The sequence below is a fragment of the Pseudomonas sp. GW822-FHT02G04 genome, from assembly GCF_058802085.1.
This window is the reverse complement of record NZ_JBXANU010000026.1, coordinates 45,318-70,397: the sequence shown is the minus strand read 5'-3', so window position 1 is coordinate 70,397 and position 25,080 is coordinate 45,318. Positions and strand designations below refer to the sequence as shown.

The following is a 25,080-nucleotide window of genomic DNA, read 5'->3' as shown; positions in this document are numbered from 1 at the left end:
ATCAGCGTTCTTCATCGTCGGTGCCGGGGTAAAAATCGTGCAGCAGGCGATAGCGGTCATGCCGTACCTGGTCGACCCGGTCCTGCACCTGCTGGCCGGGTATACCCAGCATGATCAGCGCGTGGGAGGCGAGCATCAGGCTGGACTCCAGTAACTCGGGTACGACTTCGCTGGCACCGGCCGCCTTCAACTCGGCCAACTGGCTGTCATCCCGGGTGCGCACCAGGATCGGCACGGTCGGGTTGTACCGCCGTGCTTCCTTGAGTATCAACAGGGCGATGTCTGTCTTGTCCACGGCAACCACCAACAGTCTTGCGCGCTCCAGCCCTATCGCGATCAGCAGCTCGCCGCGGCGTGAGTCGCCGTAATGCACACTGCTTTCATTGACCACGGCTTCCTGGACCCGCACCGGGTCGGTGTCCAGCGCAATGTACGGTTGCTGTACATGACGCAGGAAGCGCCCGATGGACTGACCGACGCGGCCGTAGCCACAGATCACTACGTGATTGTGCAAGCCGGCGTTGAGCGCGCTGATTTCTTCGAGCTCGGCTGCTTTGTTGGGTTTGCGGTGCAGACGCATGGCGATGCGGGGAGCGGCGCGCAGCAGTAGAGGCGTTACCAGCATCGAGCAGAACGTGGCGGCCAGCAGCAGGCCGCCGAGGTCGGCGGGCATCAGTTTGTTCTGTTGCATCTGCGCCATCAGGGCAAAGCAGAATTCGCCGCCCTGAGCCAATGCCAGGCCGCTGCGCCAGGCGGTTTCACCATCGCTGCCGCGCCATTTGACCAGCAGCGCAACCACGGTGCCTTTGATCAGCAGCAACCCCAGCGTCAGCCCGAGAATCAGCAGGCCGTGGCTGGCAAACAGGCGCAAGTCGATCAGCATGCCGATACTGACAAAGAACACTCCGAGCAGGATGTCGCGGAATGGACGGATGTCGGCCTCGATCTGATGTCGGTAGTGGCTTTCGCCCAGCAGCATGCCGGCGAGAAAGGCGCCCAGGGCAGGGGAGAGGCCGAGCAAGTGAGTCAGCCAGGCCGTCAGCAGAACGATCACCAGCGCCAACAGCACGAACAGCTCCGCGGACCGGGCCGCGGCGACTTCATGGAATAGTCGTGGCAGAAACCAGCGACTGGCCAGCAGCAGGCCGACGAACAGCACCAGGGTCTTGGCCAGCGTCAACGGCAGCGCCCAATACCAAGCCTGGTCGCTGTTGCCGGAGAACACCGGCACCAGGGTCAGCAGCAATACTGCGATCACGTCCTGGAACAACAGCACGGCGATGGCATTTTGGCCGTGCCGGCTGAATATTTCTCCGAGGCTGCTCAACTCCTTGCTGACAATGGCGGTAGACGACAGCGCCAGGCCAGCACCGAGTAACAGTGCCGGTGTGATCGGCATGCCGAACAGCATCAGCAATGCCCCCAGCAAGATCCCGGACCCCAGCACTTGCAGGCTGCCCAGGCCAAACACCACTTGGCGCAGTGCGAGCATCTTCGACAGGGAAAACTCAAGCCCCAGGGAGAACAGCAGGAACACCACGCCCAATTCAGCCAGATCGGGCAAATCTTCGTTTTCATTCACCCAGTTGAACGCTGTCGGCCCGATCATCAGTCCTACGCACAAATAGCCCAGCACCGGTGGCAAACGCAGGCGCTGGAACAGTGCAATCACCACCAGGGAGGAGGCGAGGATGATCAACAGGTTGGCGAACACAAAAAACTCCGGTGAGGGTTATGGCTACTCAAGCGTAGAGGCAAAAAAGACGCGAGCATCGCGCAAATGACCGGCGACGCAAATGATTTGCGTCAGAATTTTGCTGAAAACTCTTGAAATCACCGTTGCTCGGACGTCGGCTCGACTGCGTTTGATGGCGGGCCTAGAATGAGCGCTTACTCGTTTGGTCTTGTCGTCATGCCTCCTGAATGTCAGCTGTTCGGCACCGTTGGTTGCCATCTTTGTGAAGTCGCCGAAGCCATGCTGATGGAGTTTGTCGAGCGTGGTCTGTTGGTGGAGCTGGTGGATATCGCTGACGATGAAACCTGGTTCGAAGCTTACAGCCTGCGTATTCCGGTGTTGCGACGGGTCGATACCGGCGCTGAGCTGGGCTGGCCGTTCGGTGCCGATGAAGTGGTGGCGTTCCTTCGCGAATCCTGACGCTGCTGGCGATTTCCCACCTGTCGCGATCCTCGTTTGATCCATTGGCGAAAGGTCGGTTATTCGGTTACTGTATGTGCATACAGTTATTTGGATTGCCTGCCATGCTTCTCCCTGTTCGGGTTTGGGCAGCCGATCCCGGACGTCAGAGGGATGAAATGTGGTCAATGTCGAACAATTGAAGAACAGCGTGAACCGGATGTCGGCAGACGTGGTGCGCGAGGCGGTCCTCGAGTTGCGTCTGGATGGCCTGGTCACGGAAGGAAAAACGCCTTTCAACAAACTGCATTTCAATACCTGTTTCGCCGAAATCGAAGCCTTGTTCCAGCGTGCGGGTTATCACCGACAGCTCGATGTCGTGGGCTATCAGGGGTTGTTGTATGCGCTTTATGATCCGGGCCGCTGGGAAGCGGTCGATGTGCTGCGCTGGCTCAAGGAGTTCACCGAAGCGGCCGCTCGAACCCGGTCGATACCGGCCTGAGGAATCTCTGCTAGGTTCGATCCGGCCACTGTTGGATAATGCCGCCCTGCATTGAGGGTTAGAGCTTTTCGTATGTCCACTTCATCTTTTTCTGCTGCGCACAACCAGGCCAGCACGCTCTATCTGCCGCCTGGTCCGTGGCAGACCGTATTCGATTGCCTGTGCGAACACTTCAGCGCCATCGGTCGTGAGCAATGGCTGGACAGAATTGCTCGCGGTCGTGTCCTCGATGGGCAAGGCATGCCGATCGCCCTGGATCTGCCTTACAAGGAAGGTCTGCGGATTCATTATTTTCGTGAAGTGCCGGACGAAAAACCGATCCCTGTGGTGGAGTCGATCCTCTATGCCGACGAGCATCTGGTGGTGGCAGACAAACCGCACTTTCTACCGGTGACGCCGGCAGGGGAGTATGTGGAACAGACATTGTTGCGGCGACTGATCCGGCGACTGGATAACCCGCATCTGGTGCCTTTGCATCGCATCGACCGGCATACGGCAGGGCTGGTGCTGTTCTCAGCCAATCCTCAGAGTCGGTCGGCGTATCAGTCATTGTTTCCTACACGCCAGATCGAAAAGCGCTACGAAGCAATCGCCCGGGCATTGCCTGGATTGACATTCCCGATGGTTCATAAAAGTCGACTCATCGATGGCGAGCCGTTCTTTCGCATGCAGGAAGGTCCGGGCGTCAGCAATACCGAGACGGCTGTCGAGGTCAGGGAAAAAAACGGTGAATTCTGGCGCTATGCGCTTTACCCGGTAACGGGCAAAAAACATCAGTTGCGAGTGCACATGGCGGCCCTGGGGGCTGGCATCTGCAATGACCCGTTCTATCCGCGGGTGATCAAGGACGCAGAAGACGACTATGCCAACCCCTTGAAGCTGCTGGCCCAGGGATTGCGATTTGTCGATCCGGTCACGGGGCAGGACAGAGAGTTCGAAAGCACAATCACCCTGGAGTGGTGATTACAGGCAAACCTGATTTTCTTCAGCCACGAAAAAGCCCGCTTTAAAAGCGGGCTTTTCTGTATCCGGTTATCGCCACAAAGATTACAACTCTTTAACGGTACGGATCTGATCCTTGTTAATGCGAGTGTGTTTGCCATCAAGCTGTTCGAACTCGTAGAAGCCTGACTCTTGATCGTACTTAGGCGCGTCGACGGCCTGGATTTCTCGACCGTCATTCAAGGTGATCACTGAAGGCGATGCACAACCGGCGAGGGTCGCAAGGCCCAGTGCGAGCATGAAAGTGGCGAGGGTCCGTTGGGTCATGGGTGTGTCTCCGAATGGAAAATCTTTTGAATACTGAGCTTGAGACGTATGCAGCGCGCGCAAGTTCCTTCGAGTGTCAGTCTGACACAGTGTGATGCGTGCTTAACAGTTCCGGCGTATTGAGGTTGGCCAGGCGAGGGTCGTTGTCGGGGCACTGCAGGGCTGTAGCGCCCAAAGCGCGCATCAGTCGGCCCGGGCTACGCTCGCCTTCGTTCCAGGCCGTCTCGAAAGCCGCTGAAAGAATGACGGGAATCATGCACAGCAAAGGTTCCCAGTGTTCGCCGTGGCGCAGCATCAACGGTTTGTCCGGATGCTGCGCGGCGGTTTCACGCATGTTCTGGAGCAGCGCGGCATCGATGCGTGGCACATCGCAGGGCAATACCAGCAGGTGCGTGTGGCGGGCGGCCTTCAGGCCTGCGCGAATACCCGCCAACGGCCCCGGAAAGTCGCCTTCATCGTCATGGACCAGTTGATCCGCATAAGGCGCATATTTCTCCAGGTTTCTGTTGCAGGAGATGATCAGATCATCACTCAGCAGACGGGTCTTGCGGTGCAGATGCGCGATCAGTGGCTCGCCGTGCCATTCCAGCAAACCTTTGTCCTGACCGCCCATGCGTTGGCCACGCCCGCCCGCCAGGAGCAAAATGGAGCACGGCGCCAAAGGTGTATCCGAGGTCATTGCACTTCTCCATGGGGGCGGCGAAAAAATGAGGCGCTGTGATATAACACCGGGCTGTTTCTCCTACAACTGGACGAGCCTATGAAAGCCAAGGCTGATGTACCTTTCGCACCGCTCAACATCGCGGTGCTGACTGTCAGCGATACCCGTACCCTGGAAACCGATACCTCAGGCCAGGTCTTCGTCGACCGCTTGAGCGCTGCCGGTCATAACCTGGCGGCCCGTGTATTGCTCAAAGATGATCTCTACAAAATTCGTGCGCAAGTGGCCAACTGGATTGCCGATGAGGTCGTGCAAGTGGTGCTGATCACTGGCGGTACCGGGTTCACCGGTCGTGACAGCACGCCCGAAGCGGTGAGTTGCCTGCTGGATAAGCAGGTCGATGGTTTTGGTGAACTGTTCCGGCAGATATCGGTGGCGGATATCGGTACTTCCACGGTTCAGTCCCGGGCCCTGGCTGGTCTGGCCAATGGCACGCTGGTTTGCTGCTTGCCGGGTTCGACCAATGCTGTGCGTACCGGTTGGGACGGCATTCTCGCCGAACAACTGGATTCCCGGCACCGTCCGTGCAATTTCGTGACCCATCTGAAACAGGCGGCACCCTGTGAATCCCGCGGGTAAGCCAGGCAAGACTGGCAGCCTGATGGCTGTCGAGGTGGCGCTCGCGCGGTTACTGGAAATGGCCGACGCCTCGAGAATTCATGAGCACCAACGCTTGCCGTTGGCGCAGGTTCAGGGGCGTGTACTGGCTGCTGATCTGGTCTCGACACTTGATCTGCCGCCCTGGCCCAACAGTGCCATGGACGGGTATGCCTTGCGCGTCGCCGACTGGACGGGAGAACCGTTGCCGGTCAGCCAGAAGATTTTTGCGGGCCAGGCTCCGGAGCCCTTGAAGCCTTGGACCTGTGCGCGGATCTTCACCGGCGCGCCTGTGCCCGCGGGTGCCGACTGTGTCGAGATGCAGGAGAACGCCGAGGTTCAGGCGGATGAGCGGGTACGTTTCACCGAGACCATGACCCCGGGACAGAACATCCGTCCACAAGGCCAGGAAACCACCGCCGGTGAGTTGATCTTGCCCGCCGGTACACGCCTGGGTCCCATCGAACAGGGGCTGGCGGCATCGTTGGGATGCGCTGAACTGGACGTGGTTCGCAAGGTTCGTGTTGCGGTCTTGTCTACCGGGGATGAGCTGATTGAACCGGGCCAGGCCCTTGGACCGGGACAGATCTACAACAGCAATCGAGTGTTGCTTTGCAGCTGGTTGCAGCGCTTGGGCTGTGAGGTGATCGATGCCGGCATTCTGCCCGATGATTTAGCGACCACTCGTGCCCGTCTCGGCGAGTTGAAGGATGTCGACCTGATTCTCTCCACCGGTGGCGTATCGGTGGGAGAAGCCGACTTTCTGGGCATTGCCTTGCGGGAAGAGGGCGAGTTGACCCTGTGGAAGCTTGCCATCAAGCCAGGCAAGCCGTTGACGTTCGGGCATTTTCGCGGTGTGCCTGTCATTGGTTTGCCCGGCAATCCGGCGTCAACCCTGGTGACTTTTGCTCTGTTGGCGAGGCCCTACCTCTTGCGCCGCCAAGGCGTAAAAGAGATCGAACCCCTGAAGTTTCAGGTGCCGGCAGGGTTTGTGTGGTCAAAGGCTGGTAACCGACGTGAGTACTTGCGCGGACGTCTGGAGAATGGCCGGGCAATCATCTACAAGAATCAGAGTTCCGGCGTACTGCGCAGTGCCGCCTGGGCGGACGGTCTGGTTGAAGTGTTGGAGGACCGTACGCTGATCGAGGGTGATTGTGTGAGCTTCATCCCGTTGAGTGAAGTCCTGGGCTGATGCAGGCCCTGGTTCCGTCACGCAAGCCCGGTTGAAAGCGTTGGGGCTTGCGTGCATGACCGTTCCTTAATTTGCCAGAAGTGTCACGACCTGGTCGAAGCGACTGTTGGAGATCCAGGTCAAAAGCCCCAGGACCACGGCTGTTCCGCCAGCGGAATAGGCGAGCCTGTGCTTGATGGATTTGACGTCGCCACGGACTTCATCCAGGTCTCTGCGGATGTACTTGAGGTGTGTCTCCAGCTCAGTGACGCGAGGTTCCATATCAACTTCTCCGGTGGGCTTTGCGCTGCTTTTGAATTCAGCCTGATGATTGGCGTGATTGTCTGCGAACGGCGCGACCGGAGTTACCGGTAGTCTGAGGTCATGGCTTTGCATGGAGTAATTGGCTCCTTGCGTTAAAACCATTCAGATGGCCGATACTGTTATTGCTTGCGATTTTTGAGGCCCTTAAGGGGGTTCCATTCATTGTTTGCACGTCCCTGTGTAATTTCTGGTGATGACTGATAACCGCTGACACAACGGTGTACCAATTGCCCTGATGGGTCAATTGAGCCGATTCCTCAGGTTTTGTAAGAAAAAATACCGCTCTGTAGGACTCAAGTGTCCTTCCCCTGGAAATAATTGAAATCCTTGCGACTTTTATAAGGGGCTGCGAGGTCAACATCTCCCATACGGATTCGGATAGGGGGGTGATCAAAATGAGTGAGCGCAAGGCGTTGTTGATTCTGCATGGCAAGCAGGCACTCAATGAGCAGGTCCGTTCAGCTGTCGAAGGCAAGCGCCAACAAGGCTGGGAGCTGGCTGTTCGACTGACCTGGGAGGCCGGTGATGCGCAGCGGCTGGTGGCGGAAGCGTTGACGGCGGGCTATACGCAGCTGATTGCCGGCGGCGGTGATGGCACCTTGCGTGATATCGCCGAAGCCATGGCGGCATATTCGACGCAGGCCAGCCTGGTGCTTATGCCCTTGGGCACCGCCAACGACTTTGCACGCGCCGCTGGTGTGCCCCTGGAGCCCGCCCAGGCGCTGGAGCTGTTGGAGGCCGCCCCTCATGCCATTGATCTGGGGGAGGTCGGCGGGCAGGTGTTTCTGAACATGGCCACGGGCGGTTTTGGCAGTCAGGTCACGGCCAATACTTCCGAGGATCTGAAAAAAATTCTTGGCGGCGCGGCTTATCTCTTCACCGGTTTATCGCGCTTCAGTGAGTTGCATGCGGCCTATGGCGAGTTGCAGGGGCCGGATTTTCACTGGGCTGGCGAGCTGTTGGCATTGGGTATCGGCAATGGCCGACAGGCTGGCGGTGGTCATGTGTTGTGCCCGCAGGCGCTGGCTGACGATGGTCTGCTGGATATCAGCATTTTGCCCGCGCCCCAGGAGGTGGTCGGTACCTTGAAAGAGCTGCTGACCGATGGCTTCGGAATCGACAACATGTTTGTGCGAGCCCGCTTGCCGTGGATCGAGATAAAAGTCTCGGAGGGCCTTTATATCAACCTTGATGGTGAGCCTCTGGAGGGCGATAGCCTGCGTTTTTCGGCACGGCCTGCGGCATTGCGGGTGCATTTGCCCGAGGGCTCGCCGCTGCTGAGCGGCTCGAATCCGGCTAATCGTCCAGACTGATGATTTGCTCGCGCACGGCGAACAACACCAGGCCGGCCACATCGTAGATCTGCAAGCGTTTCATGATCTGCGAGCGGTGGGTTTCGACAGTCTTGATGCTCAGGCCCAGGCCATTGGCGATTTCCCGGGTGGATTTTCCGCGAACAATCAACCGCAGGATTTCCAGCTGGCGTGCCGTCAGGTTGTGCGAGTCCTGGGTTGGCGCCTGATTTTTCTGGGTTCGGGTCAGCGCTTGGTTGATGACGGTGTGGGCAATGGCCGGGCTCAGGTAGCGTTCGTTATTGCGCAAGGCATCCAGGGCATGTTCGAGCTCGGTGGCGGTGGTGTCTTTGAGCAGATAGCCATGAGCCCCGGATTCGAGTGCCTGCATGATGAGCGCCGGGTCGGTGTGCATCGACAGGATGAGCACTTTGCACTGCGGACGTACTCGTTTGAGTCGCTGCAAGGCTTCAAGGCCACCGGTTTTCCTCATGGAGATATCCAGCAGGATGATGTCCGGGGACAGTTGCTCGACCATCTCGAGTAACTGCGAGCCGTCACTGGCCTCCCCAATGACCGCATAGCCGGGAATATCCAGCACCAGAGCGCGCACGCCAGCCCTGATAAGCGAGTGGTCGTCCACCAGAAGTAAGTTACAAGTCAACGCATAACCTTATTCGTACTGGCCCGTTCCAGCGCACGGGGCGCCCAAGGGAAGAGTGCTTCGATTTGAGTGCCTTTGCCCGGCTCGCTGGTCACGGTCAGCGTGCCGCCTAATTGATCGATTCGTTCCGACATTCCGGCCATTCCGCGTTGCCCTTCGCGAGCAGGGTCTGCCGCTGGCTCGAACCCCAGGCCATCGTCACTGATTAACAACGTCAGGCCTTGGGGCAGACGTTGCAGGCGGACCAACAGATTCCTGGCTTCGGCATGGCGCAGCATATTGGTAACCGCTTCTTGAGTGATGCGAAAGGCCGCCACCGCCATTTCTTCCGGTATGCCAGTCAAACGTTGATGGCATTCCAGGCTCCAGTTCACGGACGTATTGGCCAGGGTTCTGAGTAAATGCGCACGCAGACTGGCCTCCAGCCCGAGACTGGTCAACTGTCGTGGGTTCAGGATGGCTGATACATCACGAACCTTGGTCAGGGTTTCATCCAGCGTATCGCAGAGTACCGAACATTGACCCTGCAGTTCTTCAGGCAATCGACGTTTGAGCCATTCACTTTGAAGTTTTGCGGCGGTCAGCAATTGGCCAATATCATCATGCAGTTCCCGACTGAGCCGGTGACGTTCGTTTTCCTGAACTTCCAGCAGACGGTCGGCCAATTCTTGAGGCTGAAACTTTATCGATTTGAGCGAGAGGCGATGCCCCACCCAGACGCAGGTCAGCGCCGCACTATTGAGCACCAGCAGACTCACAGGCACTGGCATCGACAAGCTGTAGACCAACAGGCTGCCAAGCGCCGAGCAGGTGCACACGAAAAGCGTGAACCGGCGCGCGCTTTTTCGGGAGGGTGGCCACTGGGCGATTGACTTGAGGCTGGCGTACATAGCGGATGGAGCCAATAGAATGTTCGCTGCGGGCAGACCGGCCATAAGGGCTGACGGGTCTCTGTATGAAAATAGGTTGTATGAGTCGCCTTTAATGACAGCAGTGCAATGCTCGAAATAAAGCCTTTAATGTTATGGGCTTGTTCGCGCCGAGGGTCACTCTGCCATTAATTGACGTCAACGAATGGGCGGCATAATACCACTTAAGATACCGTTGGTCGCGTTCGGTATATAGGTAGGGACCTTCAAGAAATAACGTTTTTGGACGATGGTTCCACAATGGAAAAACTTTTGATTTTTATCTTCGAAAGATATCGAGTGTGCCAGCCGTTTTGTTTTTATTGGCAGGCACTATCTGAAGTCGGGGCTGGGGTAACTATTTGTTTCGAGCTGCCATCGACGGGTATGAAATATTCAATTGCGGCATGCGCACACTCAAGTTACAGGGCGGCATCATTACAATAAAAAATGCGCAACACGGGGTTGGTGAATTTAAGCCTGCCGTTCAGAGAACGAAACGAGCCTGAACTGTTTGGAGTGGCTGGGCGGCTGAAACTGACTTTGTCCCACTTGAAATGCAAACGCTTCGATCAGGGACGTCTGTTCACTGTCATCGAGGCCGAGTTGGCCGGTGGTCTGGTCGATGAGTTCGAGTTGCCAGGCCATTAACGTGAAGCAATCCTTGAGCGCATCCAGGGCCTGATCGTGCAGGTCCATGTGATTCTGGGCGTGGCTCAGCAATCCATGAATGTGCAGTGAGAATTCCGAAACCGTTGCCAGTGCCAAGGCATCGGCCTTGCTTGCCAGCTTGAGAAGGGTGCTGAGCATGCAATCGATGGCGTCCTTGTCATTGCTGATCAACTGCAAATGACTCAGGCATTCCTCGGACTTGGCCAGGAGTGTTTCAGCCTCGACGAGAAACTCCGGAAATCGCTGGGCCCACTCTTTAGGGTTGTTCGCCATGCTTATCTCCACAACGTCATGTCAGATGAGGGAATGTCGTGTGTGTCGACGAGAACCTTACGTGTCCCGGCGCTGCCATGCCTTCGTGAGATCGCGCTCTGGCAGGCTTGGGCACCGACTGGGGAACTCGAGAGGGTGGATGGCCACTGACCTGCGATCGCACACAAAAGCCTGACTCCGTTCATGCAATGAGAATGGCGTCACATTAATGGCTATTGGATATTGCGAATATCAGGTTGGGCCTGATTGTGCCTAGGGGAATCCCTTACACAGGGGAACCTAACGTGCAAACCGAGGTCGCGCCGCAAGGGATGAAGCAGATGGAATCACGGGGTCAGTAAAGCATGATGCTAATGTGACATCAATGCTTGGCATGGCATTTTGTCCAGGGGTCAAGATTCGGCAAAAACTGCCGATAACTCTCTTTAGTGAATTCATCAGAACAAGCCCAGGAGTCATTAATGGCCGGCATTCTCGACACGGTAGACCAACGCACGCAACTGGTGGGTGAGAATCGCCTGGAAATTCTCATGTTCCGGCTGGCCGGACGGCAATTATTCGCGATCAATGTCTTCAAGGTCCAGGAAGTGCTGCAGCTGCCGAAGCTGACCCTGATGCCGCAGCGCCACCCCTTTGTTTGTGGCGTGGTCAACCTGCGTGGCCAGACGCTGCCGGTGATCGACCTGTCCCAGGCCATCGGCATGCGTCCGCTGGTGCCAAGCCCCACCAGTACGATCATCGTCACCGAGTACAACCGCTCGGTGCAGGCATTTCTGGTCGGTGGCGTGGACCGCATCGTCAATATGAACTGGGAAGCCATTCTGCCGCCGCCGACCAGCGCCGGTCGCCAGCATTACCTGACCGCCATCAGCAAGGTCGACGATCAGCTGGTGGAAATCATCGACGTCGAAAAAGTCCTGGCCGAAATCGTGCCGTACAACGCCAAGGTCTCGCGCGACAAACTCGACGATCCGGTTCTGGAGCGCGCCCGTGGCCGTGAAGTGCTGCTGGTGGATGACTCGAATGTGGCCCTGTCGCAATTGCGCGACACCTTGGGTCAGTTGGGCGTGAAGATGCACATCGCCAGCGATGGCTTGAAGGCGCTGAACATGCTCAAGGCCTGGGCTGATACCGGTGTGAACATGACTGACAAACTGTTGATGATCTTCACCGATGCGGAAATGCCGGAGATGGACGGCTATCGCCTGACCACCGAGATTCGCAACGACCCCCGTTTGCGCGGTCTTTATGTGGTCCTGCACACCTCGCTGTCGGGTAGCTTCAACGACTCGATGGTCAAGAAGGTCGGCTGCGACAACTTCCTCTCCAAATTCCAGCCCGACAAACTCGTCGACGTGGTGCGCCAGCGCCTGATGCTCGATGCAGTTCCAGCCTGAAATGGGCATGTAGGAGCCAGCGGTGCGGCGATCCGACTCGCCGCATCGCTGGCTCCTGCGAAAAGTGGGCAAGCCCTCTCAACAGGCCTTTGATTCGGCGATCAAGCTCGTATAGGGTGGTTTTTTTTAGCCACCAGGGAGCTGGCCATGCGTCTGAGCGCGCTTTATCGTTTTCCGTTGAAATCCGGCAAGGGCGAGACCTTGAATCAGGTCAGCCTGGACAAACTGGGGCTGGACGGCGACCGACGCTGGATGCTGGTCGACGAGGCCAGCGGGCGCTTTCTGACCCAGCGCGCGGAGGCGAAAATGAGTCAGCTGTCGGCGTTGTGGAACGCAAGCGGTGGCTTGACCCTCAGTGCCCAAGGCTATTCACCGATCGATATTGCCTTGCCCACCAGCGATGCGGAGCTGCGCGGCGTGACTATCTGGCGCGACACCTTGCGCGTGCCCGATGCCGGTATTGCTGCGGCTGCCTGGGTCAGTGAGTTCATCGGCAAGCCGACGCGTCTGGTGCACGTGCCGCTCGATCGCGCACGGACCACCCAGGCCGGCTACGGCAAGGACGACGATCAGGTGGCTTTTGCCGACGGTTTTCCGTTGTTGTTGATTGGCCAGGCGTCGCTGGAAGACTTGTCGCAACGGGCCGGGCGGCCGCTGGAGATGTTGCGCTTTCGGCCTAATCTGGTGATCGAGGGCAGCGAGGCGTACGCCGAAGATGGCTGGAAGCGCATCCGCATTGGCGATGTCGAGTTCCGCGTGGTCAAGTCCTGCTCACGTTGCATTCTGACCACCATCGACCCGCAGACCGGTGAACGCAGCGACGATCGCGAGCCTCTGGCGACCTTGCAGCAATATCGGGCTCAAGAGGACGGCGCGATGTTCGGGCAGAACCTGGTCAATGACGGTAATGGCCGGCTCGAAGTCGGCATGCCGGTGACGATCCTCGAATAGCAGCCCTCAATAAAAAAATGCCCGTGTCCTTGGACACGGGCATTTTTTGTCGCAGTGAAAACCCTCGGGTTTAGCCGCGGTATTCGCACAGGTAAGCGGTGTCGACGGCCACTTTCAGCTGGAACTTGCTGTTGGCGGGCACGTTGAACTGGCTGCCGGCGGCGAAGGTTTGCCAGTCGCTGCTGTCAGGCAGTTTGACGGTCAGGGCGCCGGACACCACGTGCATGATTTCACGCTGGCTGGTGCCGAATTCGTATTCGCCCGGTGCCATGACGCCGATGGTTGCCGGACCTTCAGCGGTGCCAAAGGCGATCGACTTGACGGTGCCGTCGAAGTACTCGTTGACTTTAAACATGGGCGATTCCTCGAAAAGGGCTAAAAAGGGCCGGCCAGTATGCACAAGGTGTCGATAGGCGTCACCACCTGCACTCAAGGATTAGCCGGGAAAATCAGCGGTAACAGGCGCGCGGTATTGCGCGCATCCTCCAGCGCCCGATGCTGCTGACCGTTGAACTGCAGGCCCGCCAGTTGCAGGGCGCCATTAAGCCCCAGCGGGCGCTCCAGTCGACAGGCCTTGGCGAAGCGTTGCTTGAGATTCATGTGCGGCACCCGGCTCAGGGCGCTGCCGAGTTGCAGGCGCTGCCACTCCTGAAGTAGCTGTTTGCGATCGTAATCACCCCAACTGGCCCAGCCTTCCAGGTTCGAGAGATGCTGGCCGAGCCAGCGTTCGAACGAAACCCAGACGTCGCTGAGAGGCTGGGCAGCATCGACATTGGCCTGGGTAATGTGGGTCAGTTCGCGGCAAAACGGGGTCAACAGGGGCCGACGCAACGGGCGCACGAAGCACTGGAAGTGATCCAGTTCCCGGCCTTTACGGTCCACGAGGGTGGCACCGATTTCGATGATTTCCATTTCTGTTACTGGCCAGCCGCCCTCATCGGTGGTGGCTTCCAGATCAATGACCAGCCAGTGAGGCATTGCAGGTTTCCTGGTATCCGCATCCTGATAGGGCTTGAGCGTAGCCAAACCCGGCGGATCCGCCTAGCGGCTTATTCGACCTCCAACAAAATCTGACGATTTTTTACCTGGTCACCGACCCTGACCTGCAAGCGCTTGAGCACGCCGTCGATACCCGATTTGAGCGGATGCTCCATTTTCATCGCTTCAAGCACCACCAGCAGCTGCCCTTTGCTGACCGGGCTGCCCTCACTGACCAATACGTCGACGATCGCCCCGTCCATCGGCGCCTTGAGCGTGCCGGAGCTGACACTGGCCTGGCCGCTGACCAGCGCCCGGGTCCGGTCGACCAGCAGCAGGCTGCCGGGGCGCGTGAACAACCAGAGTTGCCCGGCTTCGAGGCGGTAGGCATGGCGTTGGCGGATGCCGTCGATTTGCAGGGTGGCCCAGCGTCCGTCGCACTGGATGACCTTCAGTTCGAGGGTTCGGGCGCCGACCTGCACGCGGTAGGTTTCGCCAGGTTCAGCGTGCAGTTCGACCGGCCAGGCCTGATCCTCCAGGCCGATCCGATAGTGCAGAGGCACGCTGGCGTTGTTGCGCCAACCAGCCAGCGGGGCACGGTGAGCCTGCGCGCAAGCCTGATAAAACAGCGCCGCGGCGATGGCCAGTTCTTCGGCGCTGGGTACAGGGGGGTGCAGGCAGGGGTGGTCGGCGAAGTTCGTCAGGATGAACCCGGTGCTGAACTCGCCACTGATGAACTGCGGGTGTTCCAGCAGACTGACGAGCAAGCGCTGATTGCTCTGCACGCCCAGCAGCACGCTGTCCTGCACTGCCCGCAGCAGTTTGCGCCGGGCTTCTTCACGGGTGGCACCGTGGGCGATGAGCTTGCCCAGCAGCGGGTCATAGAACGGGCTGACAGACTGGCCTTCGATCAGGCCATGGTCGATCCGTACACTGCCCTGGATCGCTGGCTCCCAAGCCACAATTCGCCCGGTTTGCGGCAGAAATCCCTGGGCCGGATCTTCGGCATACAGGCGCACCTCCATGGCATGCCCGTTGAGCTGCACTTGTTCCTGTCGTAGCGGCAGCGGTTGCCCTTCGGCGATGTGTAATTGCCAGGCCACCAGATCGAGGCCGGTGATCAGTTCAGTCACCGGGTGTTCCACTTGCAACCGGGTGTTCATTTCCAGGAAGTAAAACCGGCCGTGAGCATCCAGCAGGAATTCCACTGTGCCAGCCCCCACGTAATTCACCGCGCGACCCGCCTTGAGCGCCGCCTCGCCCATGGCCTGGCGCAACTCGGCGGTCATCACCGGGCAGGGCGCTTCTTCGATGATTTTCTGGTGGCGACGCTGGATCGAACAGTCGCGCTCGCCGAGGTAGATCAGGTTGCCGTGCTGGTCGCCGAACACCTGAACTTCGACATGACGCGGATCGATCAAGGCTTGTTCGAGGATTAATTCATCACTGCCAAACCCGTGCAGGGCTTCGGAACGTGCGGTGCGGATCTGTTCCAGCAATTCGGCGGCGCTGTGTACCAGGCGCATGCCGCGACCGCCACCGCCGGCACTGGCCTTGATCATCAGCGGGTAGCCAATGCGTTCGGCTTCGCGGCGCAGGGTGGCGTCGTCCTGTTCGCTGCCCTGATAGCCTTTGATGCAAGGCACGCCGGCGTTGATCATGGCGAGTTTCGACAGCCGTTTACTGCCCATCAGCTCTATGGCTTCGGGGCTGGGACCGATGAAGATGATGCCGGCCTGTTGGCAAGCGAGGGCGAAACCCGGGTTTTCCGAGAGGAAGCCGTAACCGGGATGGATCGCATCGGCACCGGTGCGCCGGGCGGCATCAATGACGGCCGGGATGTTCAGATAAGACTGCTGCACCGGGGCCGGGCCGATGTTCACGGCTTCGTCGGCCATCTGCACATGCAGCGCATCGGCGTCGGCGTCGCTGAATACGGCGACGGTGCGGTAGCCCAGGTTTTGTGCGGTGCGCTGGACGCGGCAGGCGATTTCACCGCGGTTGGCGATCAGGATTTTTTTGAGGGCGGGCATGGAGTATTCCCTTGGTTTTTGCGGCGAATGTAAGGGCCTCATCGCGGGCTTGCCGCGAAGCTCTTAAACGGCCCACCCCGGTTTACGCTTTTGCACAAAAGCCAGGGTCCCCTCGACCCCTTCAGCCCCGGTCACCGCTTCGCTGAACCACTCGGCCGCCTGATCCAGCAGATCATCCGAGGGCTGTCCGGCACTCGCCAGCAACAGTTTTTTGGTCGCCGCATTCGCCCCCGGCGCACAACACAGCACATGGGCCAGCACCTCATCGAGGCGTTCGGCCAAGGCCTGCGGGTCATGCTCGACAAAATGCACCAGCCCCATGCGCCGCGCCTGGGTGCCATCGAAGCGTGCGGCGGTCAGGGCCAGTCGGCGGGCTTGGGTCAGGCCGATGCGCTGCACCACGTACGGCGCGATCTGCGCCGGCAACAGGCCGAGGCTGGTTTCCGGCAGGCCGAATTGCGCCTGATGATCGGCCATCGCGATGTCGCTGACGCAGGCCAGGCCGAAGCCGCCGCCGAGCACCGCACCTTGCAGCACCGTAATCACCACTTGCGGCGCGTGTTGCACTTCTTGCAGTAGCGCACCGAACACACGGTTCAAATCGCGGTAGGCGGTCTGGCCTTGAGCGCGGGCGTTGGCCAAGTCCTTGATGTCGGCGCCGGCACAAAAATGCCCGCCGGCACCGCTGATCACCAGCGCGCGAATCTGCCGGTCATCGCGCACCGCCGCCAGCACCGCGCGCAGTTCGGTGACCATCTGCAAGCTCATGGCATTACGGCTGTCCGGGCGATTGAGGGTGATGTGCAGCACGCCGTTATGCCGTTCGAGCAACAGGGTCTGACAATCGGGAAGGGTGTTCATTTGTTTTTCCCCGGCAGGGTGCCCATGAGTTTGCAGATGATCCCCAGCATGATTTCGTCGGCACCGCCGCCGATCGATACCAGCCGCACATCGCGGTAAGCCCGGGCCACCGGGTTGTCCCACATGAAGCCCATGCCGCCCCAGTATTGCAGGCAACTGTCACTGACTTCCCGACCGAGTCGCCCGGCCTTGAGTTTGGCCATGGATGCCAGACGGGTGACGTCCTGGCCTTTGATGTATTGCTCGGTGGCCTGGTAGACCAGCGCCCGCAGGCATTCGATTTCGGTTTGCAGTTCGGCCAGGCGAAAGTGGATGACCTGGTTGTCGATCAGCGCGTTGCCGAAGGTTTTGCGCTCCTTGCAGTACTCGATGGTGCTGTCGACGCAGTACTCCAGGCCTTTGATCATGTTCGCCGCGCCGAACAGCCGTTCTTCCTGGAACTGCAGCATCTGCATCATGAACCCTGCGCCTTCGTGGTCGATGCGGTTGCGTTGCGGCACGCGCACGTTGTCGAAAAACACCTGGGCAGTTTCCGAGCTGCGCATGCCGAGCTTGTCCAGGTGCGAGCTGAGGCTGATCCCGGGGCTGTTCATCGGCACCATGATCAGCGACTTGTTGATGTGCGGTTTGTCGTCCGAGGTGTTGGCCAGCAGGCAGATGAAATCCGCGCTCGGCGAGTTGGTGATCCACATCTTGCTGCCGTTGATCACGTAGTCGTCGCCGTCCTTGCGGGCCGTGGTTTTCAGCCCGGCGACGTCTGAGCCGGCGCCGACTTCGGAAACACCAATGCAGCCGACCTGCTCGCCGGTGATCGCCGGCCGCAGGAATTCTTCGCGCAGTTCATCGGAGCCGAAACGCGCCAGGGCCGGGGTGCACATGTCGGTCTGCACGCCGATGGACATCGGAATGCCGCCGCAATGAATGGTACCGAACTCTTCGGCCGCCACGATCGAATAACTGTAATCGAGGCCCATGCCGCCGAATTTTTCCGGTTTGGAAATCCCCAGCAATCCGAGCTCGCCGGCCTTGCGGAAGATCTCATGGATCGGAAACCGCCCGGCCTTTTCCCACTCATCGACGTGAGGATTGATTTCATGATCGACGAATTGGCGGACGGTGCGGCGCAGTGCTTCGTGTTCCTGGGTGAAGATCATTTTTATTGTTCTCCTGTCGAACCCGATCGTTCCCACGCTCTGCGTGGTAACGCCTCTATGGACGCTCCGCGTCCGCTTTTGGGACGCGGAGCGTCCCGGGCTGCATTCCCACGCAGAGCGTGGGAATGATCAATCAAAAACGTGCGACACCAAAGCTGTTGGGTTGCAGCGCCCGAGCCTCGGCCTCATGGCAGATGTCCAGCAAGTATCCAAGCAACGTGCGGGTATCCCGTGGATCGATCAGCCCGTCATCCCACAGGTTGGCGCTGCCATACAGCGCGGTGGACTGGCTGTCGAGCTTCTGCGCGGTGACTTGTTCCAGCATGTCGAGCATTTTCGGGTCGGGCACCAATCCGTCCTTGAGTTGTTTGGCTTCGGTGACGATCCGCAGCACTTTGCCGGCCTGGGCGCCGCCCATCACCGCGGTGCGGCTGTTGGGCCAGGCGAAGATGAAGCGCGGGTCGAGACCGCGGCCGCACATCGCGTAATTGCCGGCACCGTAGGAACCGCCGACGACGATTGTCAGTTTAGGCACTCGGGCATTAGCCACCGCCTGAATCATTTTTGCGCCGTGCTTGATCACGCCTTGCTGTTCCGACTCGGTACCGACCATGAAACCGGTGGTGTTGTGGAAAAACAGCAGCGGCGTCTGGCTCTGGTCGCAGAGTTGAATGAACTGCGCGGCCTTGCTCGCGCCCTTGGGCGTGATCGGGCCGTTGTTGCCGATGAAACCGCAGGCTCGACCCTGGATTTGCAAATGCCCGCAAACCGTCTGCTGATCGAACTCGCTTTTGAATTCGAGGAAGTTCGAAGCGTCGGCAATCCGCGCGATGATTTCACGCACGTCGTAAGGTTTTTTCGGGTCATCCGGGATCAGCCCCAGCAGTTCGTCGATGGGGTAGAGCGGTTCTTCCCACCGACATTCCGGCAACCACGGCAATTGATCGTTCCACGGCAACAGACTGACAATCTCGCGCACCTGGCGCACGCCATCGGCATCGTTCTCGGCCAGGTATTCGGCGGTGCCGGCGGTTTGCGCGTGCATCTCGGCGCCGCCCAGTTCTTCGTCGGTGGCGACTTCACCGGTCGCTGCCTTGAGCAACGGCGGCCCGGCGAGAAACAGCTTGGCCTTGCCGCGCACCACCACCACGTAATCCGACAACCCCGGCTGATAAGCGCCGCCCGCCGTAGCCGAGCCATGGACCACGGTGATCTGCGGCAAGCCCATGGCCGACATCCGCGCCTGATTGGCAAAGCTGCGCGCGCCCTCGACGAAAATCTCTGCGGCGTAATTGAGGTTGGCGCCACCGCTCTCGGCGAGGGTGATCACCGGCAGTTTGTTTTCCATGGCGATCTGTTGCAGGCGCAGGGACTTTTTCAGGCCGCTGGGGGAAATGGTGCCGCCCTTGATTGCGCTGTTGTTCGCCACCACCAACACCCGCACACCGGACACGTAACCGATCCCGGCGATCAAACCGCCGCCGGCCGCGCTGCCGTCCTTGTCGTCGTGCAGCTTGTAGCCGGCCAGGCTCGCCAATTCGAGGAACGGCGCGCCGGGGTCGAGCAGAAGGTTCAGCCGCTCCCGGGGCAGCAATTGCCCGCGCTTGTCGAACCTCGGTTTGGCTTCAGCGGCTTTGTTCAGCAAGTTCTGTTCGAGCTGGCGGACCTGCTCGATGCCGGCCAGCATGGCCGCACGGTTGCGGGCGAACGGTGCGCTGAACGGATCGACTTGGGACTGGATGACCGGCATGGGTTATTCCTTGTCCTTCGGTTCGTCTGGTTTGGAGGCGTCCGGCCTGAGTACTTCAGGTAAATAGGCGCGGTGAAAGCCGTTGTACGAGTGACTGTTCTGCGCCTTGTGCATTGGCCAGGCCCGCCCGCCGAGGCTGGCGGCACCGTCGATGCGCAACGTGCTGCCGCTGACAAACGCCGCTGCCGGGCTGAGCAGGAAAACAATCGCCGCGCTGATTTCCGATTCGGTGCCGATGCGCTTGAGCGGCACGTGTTCGCACAGGGTCGGAATCACCGCGCGGAACGCGCCTTCGTAGGTGTCCATGCCGCTGGAGGCGACCCAGCCCGGGGCGACAGCGTTGACCCGCACGCCGGCGTAGCCCCATTCGAACGCGGCGGTCTTGGTAAAGTTGTCCATGCCCGAGCGCGCCGCGCCCGAATGGCCCATGCCGGGCATGCCGCCCCACATGTCGGCGAGCATGTTGACGATGGCGCCGCCGTGCTTGCTCATCGACTGATTGAACACTTCCCGGGCCATCAGAAAACCACCCACCAGGTTGGTGCGCAGGATGGTTTCGAAACCTTTCTGATTGATCGACGCCAGCGGCGACGGGTACTGCCCGCCGGCATTGTTGACCAGCCCATGAATCGGCCCGTGTTCGCGGATCAGCTCGCTGACCAGTTGCGTGACGGCGTCTTCGTTGCGGATATCGCAGACCTGCCAACTGGCTTTGCCGCCGTCTTCAGTGATTTCGGCGCTGACCTTTTTCAGTTTCTCGGCATTGCGCCCCACCAGCAGCACCTGCGCGCCGAGGGCGGCGAGTTCATGGGCGGTGCAACGACCGATGCCGCTACCGCCACCGGTGACGATGATGGTTTGGCCGGCGAACAGGTCGGGTTTGAAAATCGAGTCGTAAGCCATGGCGACAGTCCTCTAGTTGAACTGATCGGCGATGCGCTGGGGCACCGGAATCTGGATTTCCAACAGTTGTTGGGCGAACGCCTTGCCTTGCGGATCGATCCGCAGGCTGGCCACGCCACCGCCGCCGAGTGCGTTTTCCAGAAGAAAATTAAAGCTCTGAGTGCCGGGTAAATACCAGCGTTCGACGCGTCCGTGGATCGGGTCGAGGACATGGCTCATCCAGTCGACCATCACCTCGGGTGTCAGTGCTTCGGCGATCCACGGCAGGTAGTCGGGGTGGCGGGCCATGACGCCGATGTTGCTGTGGTTACCCTTGTCGCCGGAGCGCGCCACGGCGAGTTTGATCAAGGCCACGCTGGCGTCGGCGCGTTCTGTGGTTTTCGGCGGGTCGAACGGCAGCGGCAGGTTAGCCGGGTTGAGCGCATCGAGGGCGGGAAGGGCACACGGATGGCGCTCACCGGTAAGGTCGATTTCCAGGGGGCAGGCGGTTTTGTCGATCAGGAACGAAAACAGCCGGATTAACGGATACACCGTCGGCCGCCCGCCGACGATACCGGTCAGCCCAGGCGCCATACCGGTGGCAGCCTGGGCGATTTCCCGGGAGAACAGAATCAAGGCCTGTTTGCCCGGATGGCGCACGGCGAGTTTGATCACCACTTCGCGGCTGTCCTGGCGCTGGCCGTGGGGGCCGTAAGTAGCCTCGCTGCCCAGCAGTTCGATGTTCACTTCGCTGTAGGGCGCCCAGCCACGCTGACTGAACATTTCCGAGGTCTTGTTGATGATCGCCTGGCTGACCCTTCGGGCCTTGGCCACGGCATCAATCCCGGCGATCAGGCAACTGGCGGTGCAGCGGAAACCGTCCGGGTACGTGGCGCTGACCTTGTACTGAGCAGTCGGCGGCAAGCCTTTCGCGCCATGCACCTGAACCGCGTTTTTGCCTTGTTGCACGAGTTTGACCTGGCTGAAATCGCACACCACATCGGGCAGCAAATAGGCCTGCGGGTCGCCGATCTCATAGAGCATCTGCTCGCCAACGGTCAGTGGTGTGACCAGACCGCCGGAACCGTCGGGTTTGCTGACAATGAACTGGCTGTCGGCACCGACTTCGACGATCGGAAAACCGATGTGTTCGTAGTCGGGCACGTCGTGCCAATCGGTGAAGTTACCGCCGGTGCACTGGGCGCCACATTCGATGAGATGCCCGGCCAATGCGGCCTGGGCGAGTTTGTCGTAGTCGTGCCACGACCAGCCGAACTCATGCACCAGCGCGGCGCTGACCACGGCGCTGTCGACCACGCGCCCGGTAATCACAATGTCGGCGCCCAGGCGCAGGGCTTCGACGATACCCGGTGCGCCGAGGTAGGCGTTGGTCGACACGCACATTGGTGGCAGGGGCGCGCCACTGAACATCTCGTGGATACCCAGGCTGCTCAGGTGTTTGAACTGCGGTTGCAGGTCGTCACCCGACAGCACGGCGATTTTCAGCGCCACCCCGGCCTTGTCGCAGACCGCTTGCAGGGCAGCAGCGCAGGCCTGTGGATTAACCCCGCCGGCGTTGCTGATCACCCGGATCTGTTGTTTCGCGAGCTGCTCGAGGAGGGGGCTGAGGACTTCGATGAAGTCGCTGGCGTAGCCGGTGGCGGGATCTTTCATCCGCGCCCCGGCCATGATCGACATTGTTATTTCGGCCAGATAATCGAACACCAAGTAGTCCAGTCGCCCGCCCTCCACCAGTTGCGCGGCGGCGGTCGAGGTGTCGCCCCAGAATGCACTGGCACAACCGATGCGAATTGTTTTAGGCACAGTCAACTCCATAGTCACCTGCGACAGAAGTACTTCGAGACTACCAAGCAAGCGCTTGGTTTGTAAATGCCTTGATTATCTTCTTCCCGAGCGCTTGCTTGGTCGCCCCCGCCAGCTTAAATTGCCCGCGCAACCCTGCTGTTTCAGCGGGCAGCGGCGCATTTGATTGATCGACTGTAGGAGAGAACGGGTGGACGAGCAAAAAGCCCTGAGGGTAATGCGCGAATTGGTCGACAGCGGCCAATTGACCGATCCCGACAGCGCCCGCGGCAAACTGCTGCAGGTGGCCGCTCACCTGTTTCGCAACAAAGGTTATGAACGCACCACCGTGCGCGATCTGGCCGGTGCGGTGGGCATTCAGTCAGGCAGCATTTTTCATCACTTCAAAAGCAAGGACGAGATCCTGCGGGCAGTGATGGAGGAGACCATTCGCTACAACACCGCGTTGATGCGCGCGGCGCTGGCCGAGGCCGGCAGCGTGCGCGAGCGGGTGCTGGCGCTGATTCGCTGCGAATTGCAGTCGATCATGGGCGGCAGTGGCGAGGCCATGGCGGTGCTGGTGTATGAGTGGCGTTCGCTGTCTGAGGAAGGCCAGGCGCAGGTTCTGGCGCTGCGCGATATTTATGAAGCCATCTGGCTGCAGGTGCTGGGAGAAGCCAAGGATGCCGGTTTTATCCGTGGCGATGTGTTCATCACCCGCCGCTTCCTGACGGGCGCGCTATCCTGGACCACCACCTGGTTTCGCGCCGATGGCAGCATGAGCCTCGATCAATTGGCCGATGAAGCGCTGATTCTGGTGCTTGAAGAACGGTAATGAGCCGTCTATCTCGGTAAGAAACTGGCTAAGTTGACGAAACCGCCTAGTTTGTATTCATTGATGAGTATTTTTTTGGGGAGTGTGCTGTTTTGATGTCTTCGTCAATTCGAATGGCGTCGCAGCTTTTGCTGGCGGCGCTTGCGGTGTGCTGGGTGTTGCCATCCCAGGCCGCGCAACAGGTGCGGGTTGGTGCCGCCCATTTTCCACCCTATACCGTGCGCCCGGAGTCCGGTGCCGACACCGGTCTGTTGCCACAACTGGTGGAAGCGCTGAATCAGCTGCAAACCGATTATCAGTTTGTGCTGGTACCCACCTCGATTCCTCGACGTTTCAATGACTTCAAGGAAGGTCGGGTCGATATGGCGATTTTCGAGAACCCGGAGTGGGGCTGGAAGGACATTCCGCATACCGACGTCGACATGGGCCTGGAAGATGCAGAAATCTTTGTCGCGCAGAAGCAACCCGGTCGCGATGAGAACTACTTCAAGGATCTGGCGAGCAAGCGCCTGGCGCTGTACAGCGGCTATCACTACGAGTTTGCCAATTTCAATGCCGACCCCAAATTTTTGGCCGACACCTACAACGCCACGCTGACCTATTCCCACGACAGCAACCTGCTGATGGTACTGCGCGGGCGAGCGGACATTGCCCTGGTGACACGCTCCTATCTGAGCGATTACCTGCTGCGCAACGAGAAAGTCGGCGAGCAGTTGCTGGTGTCGCAACGCATCGATCAGGTCTATCACCATTACGCGCTGATTCGCCCGCAGGCGCCGATTACTGGCGAAGCATTCGGCAAGTTGCTGCAAGGCCTGCGAAACAACGGCCAGATGCTGAAGATTTTTGATCCCTACAAAATTGCCCTGGTGCCAGTGGGCAAGCACTGACAGATAGAGTTTCCGGGGGCAGGGGGGGGCGGACGACCATTCATCTGGTATTTATGTTCTGCTGTTCGAATGGTCGAATTGACAGTAGACGCTTCGCCTAACGTGGTCTTAGCTCCTTTCCTGTGTCCGACCCCATGGAGGGGTTGGCGCTCATTCAGAAAGGATTTCTGTCATGACAACCCCCTCGTTGGTTTCTCTCTCCTGTGTGCCCGCTCCTGTGGTACCACAAGCCGTCAACGATGTACTCGTTCTGAAAAAACCTGATGATTCGGCCGGTGTCACGGTCGAGGTGGCGCGTTGGCCATTCATGGTGGTTAATCAAAAGACAACGCTGCATGTCTGCGGGCAACAAGCCGACGGCTCGCCAGTGATGCTGCGAGTGGCTGACGCCGAGCCCGTCACGCAACAAGAGTTCCAGGAGGGCTGGCGTCGCAATATTGCCTGGGCGTCTTTGCAAAATCTGAAAGACGGGAGCCATCTCGCGTTTGTTTTTCAGGCGGCGCTGGATGGAGGCAGTTGTGCTGGCCCGGTGCTGTTCCCGACATTGTGTCTTGAGGTTCAGGCGCCTTTTGACGATACAACGACCTTCTCTGCAACAGACGGTACCAATAACTGGAATGGTTGGATGAGGGGCGACGCTGCGACTGATCCACGGGATCTCACCATCACCAAAGATGGAGATATCTACGTATTATTCGACAACACCTACACCAACAACTCTGCCGGCACGGTGTTGAAAAAGACCTTTCAGGGGCTGGAAGTGGGTCGGTCCTACGAGTTCGGGTTGACCGTGCGCAGGTGGAATGACAAATATTCCGTTCCGGTGCTGTCACTCAACAGCGGAGCGCAAGTCATTGCCCCCGCGACTGAAATTTCGTCAATGGCCTGGGCTCCGCTCAAAGGCACTTTTACTGCGAGTGCATCACAGATGGAGTTGCAGATCGTTAACCATGTCGCCACCGGAAACGGCAATGACTATGCCTTCCGCGAAATCTGGGTCAGGTCGATCTAGCACCTGC

Annotated in this window: 26 protein-coding genes; 11 read left to right on the top strand and 15 right to left on the bottom strand. The window is 59.3% G+C overall.

The window, feature by feature from the left end; genetic code table 11:
• Position 1: 1 nt before the first annotated feature.
• A complete protein-coding gene (locus AC1RO5_RS25260; protein WP_493178277.1) occupies positions 2 to 1,714 on the bottom strand; it encodes a cation:proton antiporter in 1,713 nt (570 codons plus the stop codon).
• Positions 1,715 to 1,912: 198 nt separating this feature from the next.
• Between AC1RO5_RS25260 and AC1RO5_RS25255 the strand changes: the two genes are divergently transcribed.
• The 3 genes from AC1RO5_RS25255 (at position 1,913) to AC1RO5_RS25245 (ending at position 3,599) form a co-directional block, all read left to right on the top strand.
• Positions 1,913 to 2,155: a glutaredoxin family protein gene (locus AC1RO5_RS25255; protein WP_493178294.1), complete on the top strand. Its 243-nt coding sequence runs from the start codon at positions 1,913 to 1,915 to the stop codon at positions 2,153 to 2,155.
• Between the two features lie 160 nt (positions 2,156 to 2,315).
• Positions 2,316 to 2,636 (top strand): transcriptional regulator, encoded by a 321-nt coding sequence (locus AC1RO5_RS25250; RefSeq protein ID WP_493178276.1) that lies wholly within the window; start codon positions 2,316 to 2,318, stop codon positions 2,634 to 2,636.
• Positions 2,637 to 2,708: 72 nt separating this feature from the next.
• Positions 2,709 to 3,599, top strand: a complete 891-nt coding sequence (locus AC1RO5_RS25245; protein WP_493178275.1) for a pseudouridine synthase — start codon at positions 2,709 to 2,711, stop codon at positions 3,597 to 3,599.
• 84 nt (positions 3,600 to 3,683) lie between these two features.
• Here AC1RO5_RS25245 and AC1RO5_RS25240 read toward each other — a convergent pair whose 3' ends face one another.
• Positions 3,684 to 3,905, bottom strand: a complete 222-nt coding sequence (locus AC1RO5_RS25240; RefSeq protein WP_258613333.1) for a YgdI/YgdR family lipoprotein — start codon at positions 3,903 to 3,905, stop codon at positions 3,684 to 3,686.
• A 76-nt stretch (positions 3,906 to 3,981) separates the two neighbouring features.
• A complete protein-coding gene (gene mobA / locus AC1RO5_RS25235) occupies positions 3,982 to 4,584 on the bottom strand; it encodes a molybdenum cofactor guanylyltransferase MobA (protein ID WP_493178274.1) in 603 nt (200 codons plus the stop codon).
• 81 nt (positions 4,585 to 4,665) lie between these two features.
• On the opposite strand from mobA, the gene moaB reads away from it, so the two are divergent.
• Both moaB and AC1RO5_RS25225 read left to right on the top strand, forming a co-directional pair.
• The gene (moaB, locus tag AC1RO5_RS25230) at positions 4,666 to 5,205 is read left to right on the top strand and encodes a molybdenum cofactor biosynthesis protein B (RefSeq protein ID WP_007940044.1); all 540 of its coding nucleotides are present in this window, start codon (positions 4,666 to 4,668) and stop codon (positions 5,203 to 5,205) included.
• Positions 5,189 to 6,415: a molybdopterin molybdotransferase MoeA gene (locus AC1RO5_RS25225; protein ID WP_493178272.1), complete on the top strand. Its 1,227-nt coding sequence runs from the start codon at positions 5,189 to 5,191 to the stop codon at positions 6,413 to 6,415. The genes moaB and AC1RO5_RS25225 overlap by 17 nt, the downstream gene beginning before the upstream one ends.
• Before the next feature lie 66 nt (positions 6,416 to 6,481).
• Here AC1RO5_RS25225 and AC1RO5_RS25220 read toward each other — a convergent pair whose 3' ends face one another.
• A complete protein-coding gene (locus AC1RO5_RS25220) occupies positions 6,482 to 6,790 on the bottom strand; it encodes a hypothetical protein (protein ID WP_493178271.1) in 309 nt (102 codons plus the stop codon).
• A gap of 323 nt (positions 6,791 to 7,113) precedes the next feature.
• On the opposite strand from AC1RO5_RS25220, the gene yegS reads away from it, so the two are divergent.
• Entirely contained in the window at positions 7,114 to 8,031 is a 918-nt protein-coding gene (gene yegS, locus AC1RO5_RS25215) for a lipid kinase YegS (RefSeq protein ID WP_493178270.1), read from the top strand.
• On the opposite strand, the gene AC1RO5_RS25210 is transcribed toward yegS, so the two are convergent.
• From AC1RO5_RS25210 to AC1RO5_RS25200, 3 genes are all read right to left on the bottom strand, one after another.
• A complete protein-coding gene (locus AC1RO5_RS25210) occupies positions 8,015 to 8,674 on the bottom strand; it encodes a response regulator (RefSeq protein WP_019582509.1) in 660 nt (219 codons plus the stop codon). The genes yegS and AC1RO5_RS25210 overlap by 17 nt on opposite strands.
• Positions 8,671 to 9,564: a sensor histidine kinase gene (locus tag AC1RO5_RS25205; RefSeq protein WP_493178293.1), complete on the bottom strand. Its 894-nt coding sequence runs from the start codon at positions 9,562 to 9,564 to the stop codon at positions 8,671 to 8,673. The genes AC1RO5_RS25210 and AC1RO5_RS25205 overlap by 4 nt, the downstream gene beginning before the upstream one ends.
• A gap of 492 nt (positions 9,565 to 10,056) precedes the next feature.
• Positions 10,057 to 10,527, bottom strand: coding sequence for a hypothetical protein (locus AC1RO5_RS25200; RefSeq protein ID WP_007940050.1), 471 nt, complete (start codon positions 10,525 to 10,527; stop codon positions 10,057 to 10,059).
• Between the two features lie 461 nt (positions 10,528 to 10,988).
• Between AC1RO5_RS25200 and AC1RO5_RS25195 the strand changes: the two genes are divergently transcribed.
• Both AC1RO5_RS25195 and AC1RO5_RS25190 read left to right on the top strand, forming a co-directional pair.
• Positions 10,989 to 11,924, top strand: coding sequence for a chemotaxis protein CheV (locus tag AC1RO5_RS25195; RefSeq protein ID WP_007940052.1), 936 nt, complete (start codon positions 10,989 to 10,991; stop codon positions 11,922 to 11,924).
• A 147-nt stretch (positions 11,925 to 12,071) separates the two neighbouring features.
• Positions 12,072 to 12,875: an MOSC domain-containing protein gene (locus AC1RO5_RS25190; RefSeq protein ID WP_493178268.1), complete on the top strand. Its 804-nt coding sequence runs from the start codon at positions 12,072 to 12,074 to the stop codon at positions 12,873 to 12,875.
• Positions 12,876 to 12,945: 70 nt separating this feature from the next.
• Here the strand turns inward: AC1RO5_RS25190 and ppnP are convergent, their stop codons facing one another.
• The 8 genes from ppnP to AC1RO5_RS25150 form a co-directional block, all read right to left on the bottom strand.
• Positions 12,946 to 13,230 (bottom strand): pyrimidine/purine nucleoside phosphorylase, encoded by a 285-nt coding sequence (gene ppnP / locus AC1RO5_RS25185; protein ID WP_018929993.1) that lies wholly within the window; start codon positions 13,228 to 13,230, stop codon positions 12,946 to 12,948.
• Between the two features lie 74 nt (positions 13,231 to 13,304).
• The gene (locus AC1RO5_RS25180) at positions 13,305 to 13,853 is read right to left on the bottom strand and encodes a 3'-5' exonuclease (RefSeq protein ID WP_413694738.1); all 549 of its coding nucleotides are present in this window, start codon (positions 13,851 to 13,853) and stop codon (positions 13,305 to 13,307) included.
• A gap of 71 nt (positions 13,854 to 13,924) precedes the next feature.
• Positions 13,925 to 15,886 carry an acetyl/propionyl/methylcrotonyl-CoA carboxylase subunit alpha gene (locus AC1RO5_RS25175; RefSeq protein WP_493178267.1) on the bottom strand — a complete coding sequence of 654 codons (1,962 nt, stop codon included), beginning with the start codon at positions 15,884 to 15,886 and terminating at the stop codon, positions 13,925 to 13,927.
• 63 nt (positions 15,887 to 15,949) lie between these two features.
• Positions 15,950 to 16,747 carry an enoyl-CoA hydratase/isomerase family protein gene (locus AC1RO5_RS25170; protein WP_493178266.1) on the bottom strand — a complete coding sequence of 266 codons (798 nt, stop codon included), beginning with the start codon at positions 16,745 to 16,747 and terminating at the stop codon, positions 15,950 to 15,952.
• The gene (gene atuD, locus AC1RO5_RS25165) at positions 16,744 to 17,901 is read right to left on the bottom strand and encodes a citronellyl-CoA dehydrogenase (protein WP_493178265.1); all 1,158 of its coding nucleotides are present in this window, start codon (positions 17,899 to 17,901) and stop codon (positions 16,744 to 16,746) included. Before atuD ends, AC1RO5_RS25170 begins: the two co-directional genes overlap by 4 nt.
• 133 nt (positions 17,902 to 18,034) lie before the next feature.
• Entirely contained in the window at positions 18,035 to 19,651 is a 1,617-nt protein-coding gene (gene atuC / locus AC1RO5_RS25160) for a geranyl-CoA carboxylase subunit beta (RefSeq protein WP_493178264.1), read from the bottom strand.
• Between the two features lie 3 nt (positions 19,652 to 19,654).
• Positions 19,655 to 20,554 (bottom strand): SDR family oxidoreductase, encoded by a 900-nt coding sequence (locus AC1RO5_RS25155; protein ID WP_096480820.1) that lies wholly within the window; start codon positions 20,552 to 20,554, stop codon positions 19,655 to 19,657.
• Between the two features lie 12 nt (positions 20,555 to 20,566).
• Complete coding sequence (locus tag AC1RO5_RS25150) at positions 20,567 to 22,357, bottom strand: acyclic terpene utilization AtuA family protein (protein ID WP_493178262.1); 1,791 nt, start codon at positions 22,355 to 22,357, stop codon at positions 20,567 to 20,569.
• 190 nt (positions 22,358 to 22,547) lie between these two features.
• On the opposite strand from AC1RO5_RS25150, the gene AC1RO5_RS25145 reads away from it, so the two are divergent.
• The 3 genes from AC1RO5_RS25145 (at position 22,548) to AC1RO5_RS25135 (ending at position 25,073) form a co-directional block, all read left to right on the top strand.
• A complete protein-coding gene (locus AC1RO5_RS25145; RefSeq protein WP_007940066.1) occupies positions 22,548 to 23,171 on the top strand; it encodes a TetR/AcrR family transcriptional regulator in 624 nt (207 codons plus the stop codon).
• 95 nt (positions 23,172 to 23,266) lie between these two features.
• Positions 23,267 to 24,061, top strand: coding sequence for a substrate-binding periplasmic protein (locus AC1RO5_RS25140; protein ID WP_493178261.1), 795 nt, complete (start codon positions 23,267 to 23,269; stop codon positions 24,059 to 24,061).
• Between the two features lie 172 nt (positions 24,062 to 24,233).
• Positions 24,234 to 25,073: a sugar-binding protein gene (locus AC1RO5_RS25135; RefSeq protein WP_493178259.1), complete on the top strand. Its 840-nt coding sequence runs from the start codon at positions 24,234 to 24,236 to the stop codon at positions 25,071 to 25,073.
• Positions 25,074 to 25,080 lie beyond the last annotated feature (7 nt).

Coding starts and splice junctions, on each gene's coding strand:
- AC1RO5_RS25255 (WP_493178294.1), top strand. CDS start 1,913: ATGCCTCCTGAATGTCAGCTGTTCGGCACCGTTGGTTGCCATCTTTGT.
- AC1RO5_RS25245 (WP_493178275.1), top strand. CDS start 2,709: ATGTCCACTTCATCTTTTTCTGCTGCGCACAACCAGGCCAGCACGCTC.
- AC1RO5_RS25240 (WP_258613333.1), bottom strand. CDS start 3,905: ATGACCCAACGGACCCTCGCCACTTTCATGCTCGCACTGGGCCTTGCG.
- mobA (WP_493178274.1), bottom strand. CDS start 4,584: ATGACCTCGGATACACCTTTGGCGCCGTGCTCCATTTTGCTCCTGGCG.
- moaB (WP_007940044.1), top strand. CDS start 4,666: ATGAAAGCCAAGGCTGATGTACCTTTCGCACCGCTCAACATCGCGGTG.
- AC1RO5_RS25220 (WP_493178271.1), bottom strand. CDS start 6,790: ATGCAAAGCCATGACCTCAGACTACCGGTAACTCCGGTCGCGCCGTTC.
- yegS (WP_493178270.1), top strand. CDS start 7,114: ATGAGTGAGCGCAAGGCGTTGTTGATTCTGCATGGCAAGCAGGCACTC.
- AC1RO5_RS25205 (WP_493178293.1), bottom strand. CDS start 9,564: ATGTACGCCAGCCTCAAGTCAATCGCCCAGTGGCCACCCTCCCGAAAA.
- AC1RO5_RS25200 (WP_007940050.1), bottom strand. CDS start 10,527: ATGGCGAACAACCCTAAAGAGTGGGCCCAGCGATTTCCGGAGTTTCTC.
- AC1RO5_RS25195 (WP_007940052.1), top strand. CDS start 10,989: ATGGCCGGCATTCTCGACACGGTAGACCAACGCACGCAACTGGTGGGT.
- AC1RO5_RS25190 (WP_493178268.1), top strand. CDS start 12,072: ATGCGTCTGAGCGCGCTTTATCGTTTTCCGTTGAAATCCGGCAAGGGC.
- ppnP (WP_018929993.1), bottom strand. CDS start 13,230: ATGTTTAAAGTCAACGAGTACTTCGACGGCACCGTCAAGTCGATCGCC.
- AC1RO5_RS25180 (WP_413694738.1), bottom strand. CDS start 13,853: ATGCCTCACTGGCTGGTCATTGATCTGGAAGCCACCACCGATGAGGGC.
- AC1RO5_RS25175 (WP_493178267.1), bottom strand. CDS start 15,886: ATGCCCGCCCTCAAAAAAATCCTGATCGCCAACCGCGGTGAAATCGCC.
- AC1RO5_RS25170 (WP_493178266.1), bottom strand. CDS start 16,747: ATGAACACCCTTCCCGATTGTCAGACCCTGTTGCTCGAACGGCATAAC.
- atuD (WP_493178265.1), bottom strand. CDS start 17,901: ATGATCTTCACCCAGGAACACGAAGCACTGCGCCGCACCGTCCGCCAA.
- atuC (WP_493178264.1), bottom strand. CDS start 19,651: ATGCCGGTCATCCAGTCCCAAGTCGATCCGTTCAGCGCACCGTTCGCC.
- AC1RO5_RS25155 (WP_096480820.1), bottom strand. CDS start 20,554: ATGGCTTACGACTCGATTTTCAAACCCGACCTGTTCGCCGGCCAAACC.
- AC1RO5_RS25140 (WP_493178261.1), top strand. CDS start 23,267: ATGTCTTCGTCAATTCGAATGGCGTCGCAGCTTTTGCTGGCGGCGCTT.
- AC1RO5_RS25135 (WP_493178259.1), top strand. CDS start 24,234: ATGACAACCCCCTCGTTGGTTTCTCTCTCCTGTGTGCCCGCTCCTGTG.